At 38.4% G+C, this 15455-nt stretch carries 14 protein-coding genes; all 14 read left to right on the forward strand.

What is annotated here, in order from left to right:
- Positions 1-121: 121 nt before the first annotated feature.
- The 14 genes from I872_RS03395 (at position 122) to glpO (ending at position 15441) form a co-directional block, all read left to right on the forward strand.
- Entirely contained in the window at positions 122-466 is a 345-nt protein-coding gene (locus I872_RS03395) for a hypothetical protein (protein ID WP_001127479.1), read from the forward strand.
- A 75-nt stretch (positions 467-541) separates the two neighbouring features.
- Positions 542-1825 (forward strand): hypothetical protein, encoded by a 1284-nt coding sequence (locus I872_RS03400; protein WP_015604756.1) that lies wholly within the window; start codon positions 542-544, stop codon positions 1823-1825.
- A gap of 359 nt (positions 1826-2184) precedes the next feature.
- Positions 2185-2865, forward strand: coding sequence for a hypothetical protein (locus tag I872_RS12180; protein ID WP_234702204.1), 681 nt, complete (start codon positions 2185-2187; stop codon positions 2863-2865).
- A gap of 59 nt (positions 2866-2924) precedes the next feature.
- Positions 2925-3254, forward strand: a complete 330-nt coding sequence (locus I872_RS12185) for a hypothetical protein (RefSeq protein WP_234702205.1) — start codon at positions 2925-2927, stop codon at positions 3252-3254.
- Positions 3255-3277: 23 nt separating this feature from the next.
- The gene (locus tag I872_RS03410) at positions 3278-4447 is read left to right on the forward strand and encodes a hypothetical protein (RefSeq protein ID WP_015604757.1); all 1170 of its coding nucleotides are present in this window, start codon (positions 3278-3280) and stop codon (positions 4445-4447) included.
- 462 nt (positions 4448-4909) lie between these two features.
- On the forward strand, positions 4910-5284 hold the full coding sequence (locus tag I872_RS03415; RefSeq protein ID WP_015604758.1) for a hypothetical protein: 375 nt from the start codon (positions 4910-4912) through the stop codon (positions 5282-5284).
- 240 nt (positions 5285-5524) lie between these two features.
- Positions 5525-7291, forward strand: coding sequence for a glycoside hydrolase family 13 protein (locus tag I872_RS03420; RefSeq protein WP_015604759.1), 1767 nt, complete (start codon positions 5525-5527; stop codon positions 7289-7291).
- 156 nt (positions 7292-7447) lie between these two features.
- Positions 7448-7759 carry a hypothetical protein gene (locus I872_RS03425; RefSeq protein WP_015604760.1) on the forward strand — a complete coding sequence of 104 codons (312 nt, stop codon included), beginning with the start codon at positions 7448-7450 and terminating at the stop codon, positions 7757-7759.
- A 300-nt stretch (positions 7760-8059) separates the two neighbouring features.
- Positions 8060-8959, forward strand: coding sequence for a DUF4300 family protein (locus I872_RS03430; protein ID WP_015604761.1), 900 nt, complete (start codon positions 8060-8062; stop codon positions 8957-8959).
- A gap of 201 nt (positions 8960-9160) precedes the next feature.
- Positions 9161-9616, forward strand: coding sequence for a hypothetical protein (locus tag I872_RS03435; protein ID WP_015604762.1), 456 nt, complete (start codon positions 9161-9163; stop codon positions 9614-9616).
- A gap of 134 nt (positions 9617-9750) precedes the next feature.
- Positions 9751-10263, forward strand: a complete 513-nt coding sequence (locus tag I872_RS03440) for a DUF6630 family protein (RefSeq protein ID WP_015604763.1) — start codon at positions 9751-9753, stop codon at positions 10261-10263.
- 189 nt (positions 10264-10452) lie between these two features.
- Positions 10453-11880, forward strand: coding sequence for an AcpB/EbpR/MafR family transcriptional regulator (locus tag I872_RS03445; RefSeq protein ID WP_015604764.1), 1428 nt, complete (start codon positions 10453-10455; stop codon positions 11878-11880).
- Positions 11881-12037: 157 nt separating this feature from the next.
- Positions 12038-13546 carry a glycerol kinase GlpK gene (gene glpK / locus I872_RS03450; RefSeq protein ID WP_002896985.1) on the forward strand — a complete coding sequence of 503 codons (1509 nt, stop codon included), beginning with the start codon at positions 12038-12040 and terminating at the stop codon, positions 13544-13546.
- Positions 13547-13614: 68 nt separating this feature from the next.
- Complete coding sequence (gene glpO, locus I872_RS03455) at positions 13615-15441, forward strand: type 1 glycerol-3-phosphate oxidase (RefSeq protein WP_015604765.1); 1827 nt, start codon at positions 13615-13617, stop codon at positions 15439-15441.
- Positions 15442-15455: the final 14 nt, after the last annotated feature.

The raw sequence follows: 15455 nt of genomic DNA on the forward strand, positions 1-15455 counted from the left end.
TTCAGAGTATTGTGTGCCACATATTAATTTTATTATTAAGGAAAGCGACTAGATAGCAGCCCATCAAGATATTTTAGATTAGATGATATTGCATTTGAAATTATAACAAAGGAGTACTAACATGCCGAAATATACCGACGAAGATATTAGAAAATTAAATAAAATCACATTAAAAATTGCTGGTGATTATTTAGGTATAAGTTCACAGGCAGTTGCTATAGGTCTTAGAAATAATCTTCTTCCAATTGGTTTTGCTATTCATAACGAAGAAAGAGATAGACGTTTCACTGAGAGTTGGTCATATCATATTATCGCTGAAAGAATGATTTCTTACAACCACGGAAAACTATCAGAGATCCGTGTTGAGAATATTGAAACTAGTTTAGATAAAATTATAGAGGAATTTAACGGTTTAAAACAAGATTTACTTTTTATATTAAGCGAAAATGCAGAAGTGAAGAATTAGAAGTTTTTGAATTTGCATTTTCGCTTGGTAAATATAAAAATGGTGATGTAAAGTATAAAGGTAAAGGTGTTTCAAATGAGGATGATAAAGACCTTCTCTAGAGAAGAACTCTATGAAGAAATCTGGGAGATAAGTGCAAAACAAGTTTCATTGAAATATGATTTAAGCTATTCAGACTTACTCAAGAAATGCAAAGAATTTGAAATCCCAATTCCAAAGGGTAGTTATTGGTATCGTAAGAATACTGGACAAGATTTAAGTGAACTTATTGTTCCATTACCACAAAATGACGTAAATGAAGTTAATATTGATAGAAAAAGCCTAAAGAACAATAGAATAAAACCTGCTAAACATAAAGAGGAGAGTTCGGAAGATAAAAATAAAGATACTGTTAAACTTGATACAACTAGTATAAGAAGTTCGTTATCATTTTTAGAGGACGATAAAATAGAGCGTATTATTGAAGCAGTTTCAAACCTAAACCAGTCTCCAAATAAGAGATTACATAAATCTGTAGCTAATCTAAGAGATAAAATCACAGAGTGGAATAAGAGGGAAAAAGCTGCTTCCTATCCTTACTTTGATTCTAGACACAGATATAATGATTTAAAAGAACCTAAATTTGTAAAAAATATTTCACTAAATTCTCTTCCACGTTTATATCGCTTTTTAGATACACTAGTTACTGTTATTGAAAGAATCGGTGATAATGTAACTCCAAATTGGGATATTCAAATTGACAAGGATATTGTTCGTTTTGAAGTTATAGAATCAACAGACAAAGTAAGTCATGAATTAACAAAAGAAGAAGCTAAAGAACTAGCAGAGTACAATGATAGCGTTAAGTTTAATAGATATGCTTTTAAACCAAGAATAAAGAAGTATGACTATATACCAAATGGAAAATTTCGTTTTAAGATAATAGATGGTAAATACATTAAAGATACTAAAGAATTCACACTTGAACAATCAATCCCAGAAATAATTGTTTTAATTTACCAAGAGTATTATAAGGTTAAGAACTTACGTCTTGAACGTGAAGAGAGAGAAAGACTATACGAAGAAGAACAAGAACGAAAAAGAAAATTACAAAATAGAATCGAAGAAGAGAAGAAACGGACAATGTCTCTTCTTAATATGCTAGAAGATTTTCAAATAGCAAATGATTTAAGATTGATGGCTGATAAACTGGAGATAGCAGGGAAACTTAGTAAAGATGAAATTGACTGGATTAGATCCAAAGCTGACTGGATAGACCCAATAGTTTCTTCAACAGACGAATTATTAGGAACCAGAAATCATGAAAATTCTAGAGAACAAAAAGAACAATATCTGAGTGAGAAAAGGTACTACTGGTAAATTTGTGTTTTTAGTTTTTTCACAGAGTGTAGTGTTATTAGAGTAAATGATTAACTAAATTATTAATAAATCATTTTACACATTTATTATAAATAGGTCTTTAATACAAGACAGTATATACTTTCGTTCTATAATTTAGAAGTTTTCTTGCACTATGTTTAGTCACTATCACTGCTTGTTAAATTCTAAAATCTTTCTATAAATTAAAATAGTAAGATTTTTTGAAAACAAAATTTTTATTGTTCAGGAACAATTTGTATCAAAGTGGTTGTTCAAGTTGAACTTCTTAATGGCTAAGGTCTTTTTATAGTTTTAGTGGTATAATAAACAATATGAATAAGCTGTTTTTGGGGGACAAAATGATTGATAGTATTAAAGTGAAGAAAGTTGAAATAGACTCTAAAAAAATTCCGTTAGACAGCTCAACAAACCTCTCTGAAAAGATAAAATTGGGACAAAATACTACACCAATTTCTGTTTTGGCTGATACCTTTAGTAGCTTTCAAGCAACTGTAAATGCTAACATTATTTCAGAATTAATTGCAACTTCAAATGTATTAAGTTCAGCTAAATTAGTAAATTTTGCTAATTTGACGACTCCTTTAGTAAGTCTGCCTTCATTAATTCAAGTGGAAAAAAGCGCTATTAATGTCATGTCAGAAGTGGTTGCGTCGTACAATAAAACGTTATCAACTACACACTTGCAAGCAATTCAAAACATTGCAGATTCTGCAAAAAATTTAATTGCTAGCTATCAAATTGATTATTCAAAGATTTTTAGTGGCATCAATGAACTTTTAAAATCACTGCCTTCGATTTATACAAAAGAAGAAATTGAGCAGATTATTTCTCGAGTTCAACTGCTGGCAGAAAATGGATGGGTTATTTATTTTCGTGATAGAAGTGTTTATCAACGTTTACTTGCTGAGGAATGGAATACCTTGGAGGACGAATGGATAGAGCTGCTTAGGGATAAACTAAAAATGAGGATTTTATTATTGACTTACAAAATTCGCCGTGTTATTCAGCTCCTCTTGTAAAATCAATGGTTGATTGCTACTTTAATCGAAACTTTTATGCAGCATATACTCTGGGAAGTTTGGCAATTGATGGTGCACTAAATAGAATTTCAGAAATGACTTCATTAGAGAAAAAAATACCAGTAGGTCACCGAGCAATTAAAGAAATTGATAGTATATTTATTGATAAGTCGTTTAGCGATGTAGGACTGATGCACTGGCTGTATAGTTTCTTCAAAGATACTAATAGATTTACACTTGATGAACCAAATCGTCATATGATTAGTCATGGTCGGTGGGAGAAAGAAATCGAAGAACAAGAGTTTTTGAAGTTATTTAATGCAATGTTGTATATTTGTGATGAGTATGATTATTGGGAAGAAGTTATTCGTTATGAACAAGACAACTAAGTATTTTGGGAGGTTAAACACCTATGCTTGAAATATATCCTTTTATTCAGGAGCTAGTTAAGTGTGAAACGACCATACAGAAAATAGAAGTTTTCAATAGATGGAACCTTCATGAGTGTAGAGTTTTTCTATTTGATGAAGAAAAGTCAAATTTTGGTAACATAGGCAAATCATTTAGCTATGGAAAGTTTAATCTGATTGGTTTGGGAGATTACCAAAAAATTTGGGTTATTGATAAAAATACTGTGAATGCTAAGGATAATTTCTTACCCGTTGCCAGAATTATCAATTATGACCTAAACATTTTTACCTACATACATGATTTATATAGAGGGAGAAATGTCCCTGATAAGGAGAATTTAATTAAGTTTTTACACGAGATTAAATCGTTGCGTCTAACAAATAATATTTCAACTGCTTTAATGGAAAGATATACCACCCCACTAAATCGTGAATTATTAGCCAAAATGATTGAAAGTTATGTTTATTTTGATAGCACTGATTTTGAAGTTTTTCAATCTAATGTGCCTCAGACTCTAAAACCAGATAAATATATTTGGATGAAAGAAATCTGGGAAGATGCAGAAAACTACCTAAGCAATGATGAGGTGATACAACAGTATGAGGCAGTGTGTTGCTATATATTGAAAGCATTCATTTTGAAAAATACAAAAAATCTTTCTACAAAAGTTAAAGTCGCTGAGTTTAAACGCTATTGTTTTGAGGATTTATGCGTATTTTTAGAATTGGAAATGACTTTATTAATACTTTTTTTGAAAAATGATAGTGCTGTTCAAGAAATATTTAAAAAGTTGCAGCTAGGGGCTAAGAATTTAATTGATAAAATACATAATACAGCATGGGATATTTTTCATATAAGACTATTGGAACAAAGTACTTTATTCAATTGTATTGAAAACTCAGATGTGATTTATCTCCATTATTTCGCAACTGCGGATTCTGGGGTGGCTGAGGTATTGCGAGTCAATCCGATTAAAATGCTGGTTTATTATAATGAAAAACTTATACCTATACGTCGATATGATGCAGTAGATTTCTTCACTCAAGATGAATTAGATTTTTATACTACTGCAGAAAAAATTACATTACGTGCGACGAAAGTTCAGAGTATTGATTTCTGTTCTATAAAGCAAGGCTTGGTCAGTGAGTTAGGGGATTTCCTTACTAAATAAATTTTAATAGTTCCGTTCTATAGTATTATTCCAAAATCACTTTTACATACTTTCGTTCTATAATATAGATGCTTGCTAGCACCACATGTTGAGGCGGTATCACTGCTTGTACGAGCTGAGGCATCAGCAAAGTAGAAGTCGATAATTTGCTCATGCTTCGATAGCTGTCGTAGAGTGAGGAGTGTACGACAAGGCGATACAGTAACAGCGAACTGCTGAGTGTGTAAGTTTGTTAGAAAAAAGAGACCAAATTGCCCAGATTAAAAAGAAAAGTGTAAAAAAAGCTCTATAGGATATTTTTACAAGAAAATAGAGGTTTAACACAGGTTAAGAAGCAGGAGTTAGGGCTATCAAATTTAAAAATTTTATAAGAGTGTATTATAAATTTATAGGAATATTAGTGAAACGAAGCTGGATTTGTAACTAAAAATCTTTGTATTTTACGAAGGGAGATGTTGATTTATGTTTGCAATATTAGGTGCAGTATTATTTGGAATTATAGCAATTATGACCGTTCTTGTTGCTTGCGGTCTGCCTTTGGGCGAATTTACAATGGGTGGACAACATAAAATCTTACCTAAGAAATTTAGAATTGCGGCAGTCATTTCGGTAGCTATCCAAATTTTTGCCATGATCATTATTTTGCAAGCCGGAGGTTTTATTCCCTTGTGGCTGTCTTTTAAGGTTACTAAATATATTTGTTTATTCTTTGCCGCTTACCTATCCTTGAATACGATTATGAACATGATTTCAAAAAGTAAGAAAGAAAAATATGTAATGACTCCGATTTCACTTATAGCCGGAATATGTTTTTGGATAACAGCATTGCAGATGTAGCATGTAGAAAATGATGTTGAACTCAGATAGTTAATAGCATGAACTTTTACATAGAATTTTAAAGAATATATTGTGTTATGTTTTGGAAAGAACATTATAAGCCTTGACTTCAAGGCTTTTTACCATATATCCAAACAACACCTTGCAATCGTTTTTTTAAAGTGATATACTAGGACTACGTTTTGAAATCGTTTGCATAGGATTGCGATGAGTCTATAAAGAGAAATCTAGGAGAGAAATATGGAATTGTCAGCTATTTACCACAGGCCAGAGTCGGAGTATGCTTATCTTTATAAAGATAAGACAATGCACATTCGCATTCGGACGAAAAGGGGAGATATTGAGAATATTACCTTGCACTATGGAGATCCTTTTATTTTCATGGAGGATCATTATGAGGACAGCAAGGAAATGGTCAAAGTCACCTCCGATGCTTTGTTTGATTATTGGCAGGTGGGGGTTTCAGTCGGCTATGCACGACTTCAGTATCTCTTTGAGATTAAGGATAAGCAAGGCCAGAGTATCTTGTATGGCGATAAGGGTTGTGTTGAAAACACGCTAGAAAACCTTCATTACGAAGGAAATGGCTTTAAGCTTCCTTATATCCATGAGATTGATGCTTGTCATGTTCCGGACTGGGTGTCAAAAACGGTATGGTACCAGATTTTCCCAGAGCGTTTTGCAAATGGAAACCCTGCTCTTTCGCCAGAAGGAGCTCTAGCTTGGGATTCGTCGATTACTCCTAAAAGTGAGGATTTCTTTGGTGGTGATTTACAAGGCATTATTGACCATCTAGATAACTTGCAAGATTTGGGTATTACAGGACTTTATCTCTGTCCAATCTTTGAGTCGCCGAGCAATCACAAGTACAATACGACGGATTATTTCGAAATTGACCGTCATTTTGGAGACAAGGAAACCTTCCGTCAACTGGTGGAGCAAGCCCATCAGAGAGGCATGAAAATCATGCTGGACGCTGTTTTTAACCATATCGGAGACCAATCTCCACAGTGGCAGGATGTCCTCAAAAACGGTGAAAATTCTGTTTATAAAGACTGGTTCCATGTTCAAGAGTTCCCGGTGACAAGGGATAAGCTTACAAATCCAAGAAAGCTCCCTTACCATACCTTTGCTTTTGAGAGCTATATGCCCAAGCTAAATACAGCCAATCCTCAAGTGAGGGACTATTTGTTGAGCGTTGCGACCTACTGGATTGAAGAGTTTGATATCGATGCTTGGCGCTTGGATGTGGCCAACGAAGTCGACCACCAATTTTGGAGAGATTTCCGTAAAGCTGTCTTGGCTAAAAAGCCTGACCTTTATATCCTAGGAGAGGTCTGGCATACGTCTCAGCCTTGGCTAAATGGCGATGAATTCCACGCGGTCATGAACTATCCTCTCTCTGATAGTATCAAGGATTATTTCTTGCGTGGGGTCAAGAAGACCAATCAATTTATCGATGAGATCAATGGTCAATCTATGTATTATAGACAACAGATTTCAGAAGTGATGTTCAATCTTCTGGATTCGCACGATACGGAGCGCATTTTGGCTACAGCAAAAGGAAACGTCCAACTAGTCAAGTCTGCCCTAGCCTGCCTCTTTTTACAAAGGGGAACACCGTGTTTCTACTATGGAACCGAGTTAGAGTTAGATGGAGGACCAGACCCAGATTGTCGTCGTGTTATGCCTTGGGAACGTGTTTCCGATAGCAATGATATGCTTCATTTCATGAAGAAATTGATTCATCTTCGCAAGAGTGTCTCAGACATTATCCAACATGGAACCTATAACCTGAAAGAAATCAAGCCAGATGTGCTATCTCTGACTTGGGATTATGATGGACAAGTTCTTCGAGCAATCTTTAATCAATCCAAAGAGAATTACTTGTTAGATAGCAATTCTGCAACTTTAGCAAGTCATTGCCAAATATCGGACGGGCAGCTTCATATCTTACCAAAAGGTTTCGTAATCTTTGCGGAAGTTTTGGAAACTGCTGCAAATTAATTTTTGGAAATCTGACTTAAAGATTTGTCAAAGTTATTCAGCTTTCAAAAAATCCAATCTAAAAGCAACCTGTTCAAGTTATATATTTGTAGTTTTTAGGGCTTAGGTGTATAATGAGTCCTTAGCAAGTAACTTACTAGAAAAGAGGAGTTCAGAATGGAATTAAAAGATTTTACCGAAAAAGAGCAGGAGCAGATCAAAGAGGGGCTTAGTACAGCCGTCATTAGCGATAAGGAAGCGGCTAAAAAGATTTTGGATCTTGTGCCACAAGAATGGCTTAAGCGAATTCCCTTCCTTGTGAGAGGGCATGCTACGACCAAGACGGTTGAGCGAGTTGCCAAGCAATATCCAGAACTTTACGCTGTGGCTAAGCAAGCAGGAGAACTTCCTGAAAAGGAGCGTGAGGAATTGCGCGCTATCATGACAGCTATCTTCGAAGAAAAGATGAACAAGCACAAGATTAAGTAGACTTACCAGTTTAGAGCGAGTCCCTTCTTTAAGTTGGCTACTCTAGATTATTCATCTATTCATAAATCAAAGTGACTGCAGTTGATAAAAGTGCAGTCATTTTTTTGCTTAGGGAAATAGCTTCGTTGAGGTGTGTGTTTGTTTTATAAAGATGTACTTTTAGTTTAGATGTGATTTCAAGAACAAGGAAGTTTCTGTTCAAATTGGCTTTTTTCTTTCTGTTTTTCAGTATTTCTTGATATAATAACAAGAGGAATTATTTGAAGATGAATATGGGAAAAATGTAAAAAGGACGAAAGAATGAAGAATGTAAAAAAGATTATGTTGATGAGTGCCTGTACTTTGGCAATTCTTGGCTTAGCTGCATGTGGGAAGGCACAAAAGCAATCAAATGGCAGTCAAGAGAATCCAACAGTTGGTCAGACTAGCTCGGAAAAATACCCCTGGAAGGCGACTTATTCAAATCTAAATAGTAAAAAGAGTCTTGAAGAAGTCAAAAATTTGCTGGCTGCCGACTTGGATAAAGACAGTGTCGAACACTTTGTCAATCTAGTCAATGATTACAATGGTCTTGTTGGCTCGACTGGATTAAGGGGCGATTTCACTAAATTTACCAAAACAGAATATGACGTAGAAAAAATCAATCCTCTCTGGCAGGCAAAGAAGGGCGATTTTATCGGGACAAATTGTCGGATTAATACTTACACTTTGTTGAAAAATAGCATCGACATCCCTCAAATAGCAAAGGATGACGAACTCTTGTTCATAGATAATGATTCGATTGACAAGGGCAAGCTCTTTGATGCCAAGGATAAGGAAGAATTTAATATCCTGTTTTCAAGAGTCAAGACTGAAGCGACTCAAGATGTAAAAGTCCATGCTAAGAAGATGGAGGAATACTTCAAACAGTTCAAGTTTAACGAAAAGGCTCGGATGCTTTCCGTCATCGTCCACGACAATCTTGACGGTGATTCTCTCTTTGTGGGGCATGTCGGCGTCTTGGTTCCAGATAAAGACGGCTATCTGTTTGTCGAAAAGCTGACCTTTGAAGAGCCATACCAGGCTATCAAGTTTGCAACCAAGGAAGATGTCTACAAATACTTGCAGACAAAATATAAGGACTACACAGGAGAAGGACTGGCCAAGCCCTTTATCATGGATAATGATAAGTGGGTAGAGGGAAATAAAATTTCGAGCTAGCTAAGGGAAGGACGTAAAATGAATAAAAAACAGACATATTTTCGATTGCCCTTGTTCTTATCGGTTTTCTATTTGTGGAATCAAGTATCTATATCATACCCTATATTGAAGGATTAAAAGAATTAGAAATAGCTGTTTTTGTAAGTGGAATTCTTACTTTACTAGGTGTCATCATCTTATTAGCAAAGACTAAGAGGCATAATGATTAAAGAGCAGTACTTACAAATAAAAGATTTAGAAATTATTTTATTGGAATTTATTGGTCATAAAATAAAAGAATTGTCTGTCTTCAAAGCATTATCTGAGGATTTGAACTATCTTAATAGAGAAAAGCTAGACATGGTTGATTCATCCGAAATTCATGATAGCGAAGGTTTTACTATTGTAGACTTGCAGCAAAATGGTAGGGAATTGTTTATTCGCTTTGAAATGGACTTTCAACTAATGGACTGGACATCTGCTAGAAATGACTATGCAGCCTATATCCAAGCGAGTCTTGTTGGAAGTTGTCGAGTTGACTTGAAGGCAAAGCTTGCTTTTTCTGACAAGAATGTAAATGCTCTCACTAAAGCTCAATTATTGGAATATGGCGAAAAATTGATTTCGGATTTAGAATTCCACTACCGAGATATTGAAGGTTCTGAACACTATGGATGATGAAACATTCTTAAATGAATAAGCGATAATTGCCTAAATGATCAGTCCCGTGACTAATATTAGTCGGGATTATAGATAAAATTCTTTTCAATAAAGTTAAAAATATGTCCTTATGGACAAGAAAGGAGTCAGTTATGACAAATGAACTGAACAAAGAAATTTTTATGAGCATGGTTGAACTGCTTACAGAGGACAGCTCTGTCCGTTCTGCTATAGAAGCTTGTCTTGCCTCACCGTGGGACTACTTTGATGAAAATCTTGAAAGGTATGACGATCGTGGGATAGAAGATGACGAAGAGGAAGATACCATTGTTTGGCTAGGAATTGTGGATGAGTTAATTGAGAGTGGTGACGCCATTGAACTGGATTGGAATTCAATATTAGAAGACTTCACCTATTTCATGAAAGAATTGGCAGAGCAAAAGAATCTCCCCTTGCAAGATGACTGGCTAGATGAGGATGGAGACATTCCATCATGGTGCAAGGTTTTGGATGAAAAATGGGAGGAAGCAGGCTACTGCCTCGGAGCAATGGATATTGATAGTGACAGCTATGTCATCTTTGTCTGCCGCAGAGAGACTTTGGCTGAACTGACTCAATTAGGTCAAAAGGTTGGGTTCCGTTTTGATTTTGCAAAGAATATGTAAAATATCATGCTTAAAAGGGTGAAGCAAGCCTGATGATACAAAGGAAGCCTGAGACGGCTGGGGAAATCATCCCGCTGGTCAGGTTTCCTTTTTGTTAGTCATAGATGGATGTAGCAGATGAAGCAGATTGCTTCGTTCTTTTTTTCTTTTTGTGTTAAGCTAAGATTAGCAAACTGAAAGGGTTCTCGGATGTATCTAGCAGACTTAATGGAAAAGAGTGAAGCGGGGCAGTTTATTGTCCTGTCTTATTTACAGCAGCATTCTACATCTAGTTTGAAGGCCGTCATGTCGGAAACAGGATTTTCGAAAGCAACCTTGACCAAGTACATTAGCTTGATTAACGACAAGGCCGCAGACCATCATGCAGCCTTATCCATCCAGCTTCAGGACGAAACGCTCAGTCTGTCCATCGGTTCTGATACCAAAGGTCGCGACATTCGCAGACTCTTTTTGGGGAATGCTATCAAATACCAGATTTTAAACTACTTGCTCTATCATCAGCAGTTTTTAGCCCATCAATTAGCCCAGGAACTGATGATCAGTGAAGCAACACTCGGCCGTCACATATCCGGTCTAAATCAGATTTTATCAGAGTTTGAGCTATCTATCCAAAATGGCCGCTTAAAAGGGCCTGAGCACCAGATCCGCTATTTTTATTTCTGCCTCTTTCGCAAGGTCTGGTCCAGCCAAGATTGGGAAAAAGAACTTCAAAAATCAGAAAGAAGGCAGGAAGTTGCCGTCTTAGAAGAACTCTGCGGAGCCCAACTCTCTCAAGGGCAGCGATTGGACTTGGCTCTTTGGGCACATATCACCCAACAGCGCCTAAGAGTCAATGCCTGTCAATTTCAAAACATTGAGCAGAAAATGCAGGGCTATTTTGAAAATATCTTCTATCAACGCTTGCATCGCCGGACAAATGATTTCTTTGCTGGTCAGCACATTACTCTGAGCCAAGAAGATGGGGAAATGATGATTTTCTTTTCATTTCTGCTTTCCCATCGGATTCTGCCTCTACACACCATGGAGTATATTCTGGGCTTTGGAGGTGAAATTGCCAGTCTGATTACGCAACTCATTCAAGAGATGAAGGGCCAGGACTTGCTAGGTGACTATATTGAAGACCAGGTGACCTACGAACTCAGTCAGCTCTGCGCCCGCGTCTTTCTTTTCCGAGGCTACCTCTTGCAAGACAAATACAAGCATGACTTGGAACTTCGCCACCCATATTTATGGAGCGAATACGATTACCGACAAGTAGCAGACACTATTTTTAGCAAACTGCCTATTTTCCAGCAGGGAACATCTCTGGATAAAAAGGTTTTGTGGGAATGGCTCCAGCTGATGGAGTACATTGCTGAAAACGACGGTCAAGTCATCAAGATAGGCATGGACTTGATAGATAGCTTTATCGTTGTTTCCAGGATGACAGCCATTTTAAGGCGGTACTTAGAGTACAATCGCTTTATTACGATTGAATCCTACGACCTTACCAGAAATTATGACCTCATCATCACCAACAATCCTATTCATCAGGCCCAGCAGGTTCCTATCTATTATTTAAAAAATGACTTGGATTTGGAAGATTTAGCACAAATCCGTCACATGATATTTCATTAAGAAACTTGGAGAAATCCAGGTTTCTTTGTGATTTTCGCACAATCTCCTCAGATTTTTTTAAAATTTAAAAAAAGTTGATAAAAAAGAAAGCGTTTTATTTTATATACTAGTTACTGTAGAGGAAACATCCTCAAGATTTTTACTAGGAGGACAGTTCATGTCACAAGAAAAATACATCATGGCCATCGACCAAGGAACAACTAGTTCACGCGCCATCATCTTTAATAAAAAAGGAGAAAAAGTTAGCTCCAGTCAAAAAGAATTTACTCAGATTTTCCCTCAAGCTGGATGGGTTGAGCACAATGCCAATGAAATTTGGAACTCAGTGCAGTCCGTTATCGCCGGTGCCTTCATCGAAAGTGGAGTCAAACCTAACCAAATCGAAGCTATCGGAATCACCAACCAGCGTGAAACAACTGTCGTCTGGGATAAAAATACAGGTCTTCCTATCTACAATGCTATCGTTTGGCAATCTCGTCAGACAGCTCCTCTGGCTGAACAGCTGAAAAGCCAAGGCTATGTGGAAAAATTCCATGAAAAGACTGGTTTGATTATTGACGCTTACTTCTCTGCTACCAAGGTTCGCTGGATTTTGGACCATGTAGAGGGAGCACAAGAAAGAGCTGAAAAGGGTGAATTGCTCTTTGGTACTATTGATACCTGGCTGGTTTGGAAATTGACTGACGGCGCGGCTCACGTGACTGACTACTCAAATGCAGCCCGTACCATGCTCTATAACATCAAGGAACTCAAATGGGACGATGAGATTTTGGAAATCCTCAACATTCCAAAGGCTATGCTTCCAGAAGTTCGATCTAACTCAGAAATCTATGGCAAGACTGCTCCATTCCATTTCTATGGCGGAGAAGTACCAATCTCTGGTATGGCTGGTGACCAACAGGCGGCTCTCTTTGGACAGTTAGCTTTTGAGCCTGGTATGGTTAAGAATACTTATGGAACTGGTTCTTTCATCATCATGAACACTGGTGAAGAGATGCAGCTGTCTGAAAATAACCTCTTGACAACCATTGGCTACGGCATCAACGGAAAAGTTTACTATGCCTTAGAAGGTTCTATTTTCATTGCCGGAAGTGCTATTCAATGGCTACGCGACGGTCTTCGGATGGTTGAAAATTCACCTGAATCTGAAAAATATGCCCTCGATTCTCACAACAATGACGAAGTCTATGTCGTACCTGCCTTTACAGGTCTGGGCGCTCCCTACTGGGATCAAAATGCACGTGGATCTGTCTTTGGCTTGACCCGTGGAACCAGCAAGGAAGACTTTATCAAGGCTACTCTACAATCCATCGCTTACCAAGTACGCGACATCATCGATACTATGCAGGTAGACGCCAAGACTGCTATTCAAGTCCTCAAAGTCGATGGCGGTGCTGCTATGAACAATTTCCTCATGCAGTTCCAGGCTGACATTTTGGGAATCGATATTGCCCGCGCTAAAAACTTAGAAACAACTGCTCTCGGTGCAGCCTTCTTGGCAGGACTGTCAGTAGGCTACTGGAAAGACTTGGACGAACTCCGCACTCTCAATGAAACTGGAGAACTCTTTGAACCATCTATGAATGAATCCCGCAAGGAACAACTCTACAAAGGATGGAAAAAAGCCGTTAAAGCAACCCAAGTCTTTGCAGAAATCGACGACTGATACTGATTCATATTTTGATAATCAAGTCAATAGAAGCATGAAACGACTAAGTTAGAAAGTGTGTAATTATGGAATTTTCAAAGAAAACACGTGAATTATCGATAAAAAAAATGCAGGAACGCACCTTGGACCTCCTGATTATTGGCGGCGGGATTACCGGTGCTGGGGTAGCCTTGCAAGCGGCAGCTAGTGGCCTGGAGACCGGTCTGATTGAAATGCAAGACTTTGCAGAAGGGACTTCTAGCCGTTCTACCAAATTGGTCCATGGTGGCCTTCGTTACCTCAAGCAATTCGACGTAGAGGTGGTCTCAGATACAGTTTCTGAGCGTGCTGTGGTTCAGCAAATTGCCCCCCATATTCCAAAACCAGATCCTATGCTCCTTCCAGTCTATGAAGAAGATGGCGCTACTTTCAGCCTCTTCCGTCTCAAAGTAGCTATGGACCTCTATGACCTCTTGGCTGGTGTTAACAACACTCCTGCTGCCAACAAGGTCTTGAGCAAGGAAGAAGTCTTAGAACGGGAACCTGAACTCAAGAAGGAAGGCCTGGTCGGCGGCGGTGTCTATCTTGACTTCCGCAACAATGACGCTCGACTCGTGATTGAAAATATCAAACGCGCCAACCAAGACGGCGCCCTGATTGCCAACCATGTCAAGGCAGAAGGCTTCCTCTTTGACGAAGCTGGAAAGATTACAGGCGTTGTTGCGCGTGACCTCTTGACAGATGAAGTCTTTGAAATCAAGGCTCGCCTAGTCATCAATACAACTGGACCTTGGAGCGACAAGGTGCGCAATCTGTCAAATGATGGTGAGCAATATTCTCAAATGCGTCCAACCAAGGGAGTTCACTTGGTAGTTGACTCTAGCAAGCTCAAGGTTTCTCAGCCAGTCTACTTTGACACAGGCTTGGGAGACGGCCGGATGGTCTTTGTCCTTCCGCGTGAAAATAAAACCTACTTTGGTACGACAGACACCGACTACACTGGCGACTTAGAGCATCCAAAAGTAACACAAGAAGATGTGGATTACCTCTTGGGCATTGTCAATAATCGCTTCCCAGAAGCCAACATCACGATTGACGACATCGAAAGCAGCTGGGCAGGTTTGCGTCCTCTGATTGCAGGAAACAGCGCTTCTGACTACAATGGTGGAAACAACGGTACCATTAGCGATGAAAGCTTCAATGCACTGATTGCGACCGTTGAAAGCTATTTGGCTAAAGAAAAATCCCGTGAGGATGTTGAAGCGGCTGTTACGCAACTCGAAAGCAGCACGTCTGAAAAACACTTGGATCCATCTGCCGTGTCTCGCGGTTCCAGCCTGGAACGTGATAACAATGGCCTCTTGACCCTTGCTGGCGGTAAGATTACGGACTATCGTAAAATGGCGGAAGGCGCTATGGAGCGTGTGGTTGAAATCCTCAAAGCAGAATTTGACCGCAGCTTCAAGCTCATCAACTCGAAGACATACCCTGTTTCAGGCGGAGAGCTCAATCCAGCAAATGTGGATTCCGAAATCGAAGCCTTTGCGCAACTCGGTGTATCACGTGGCTTAGACAGCAAAGAAGCCTTCTATCTTGCAAACCTTTACGGCTCCAATGCTCCTAAGGTCTTTGCCCTCGCACACAGCATCGAGCAAGCACCAGGTCTCAGCTTAGCCGATACCTTGTCACTGCATTACGCTATGCGTAACGAATTAGCACTCAGCCCAGTCGACTTCCTGCTTCGCCGGACAAATCACATGCTCTTTATGCGAGATGGTTTAGACGCTATTGTTGAGCCTGTCCTGGATGAAATGGGACGATTCTACGACTGGACAGAAGCAGAAAAAGCAGCTTATCGAAAAGACGTTCAAGCTGCCCTTGCAAATAACGATTTAGAAGAATTAAAAAAATAGAAAGTACGAGAAGA

The sequence above is a fragment of the Streptococcus cristatus AS 1.3089 genome, assembly GCF_000385925.1.
GTDB classification, from domain to species: Bacteria; Bacillota; Bacilli; order Lactobacillales; family Streptococcaceae; genus Streptococcus; species Streptococcus cristatus_B.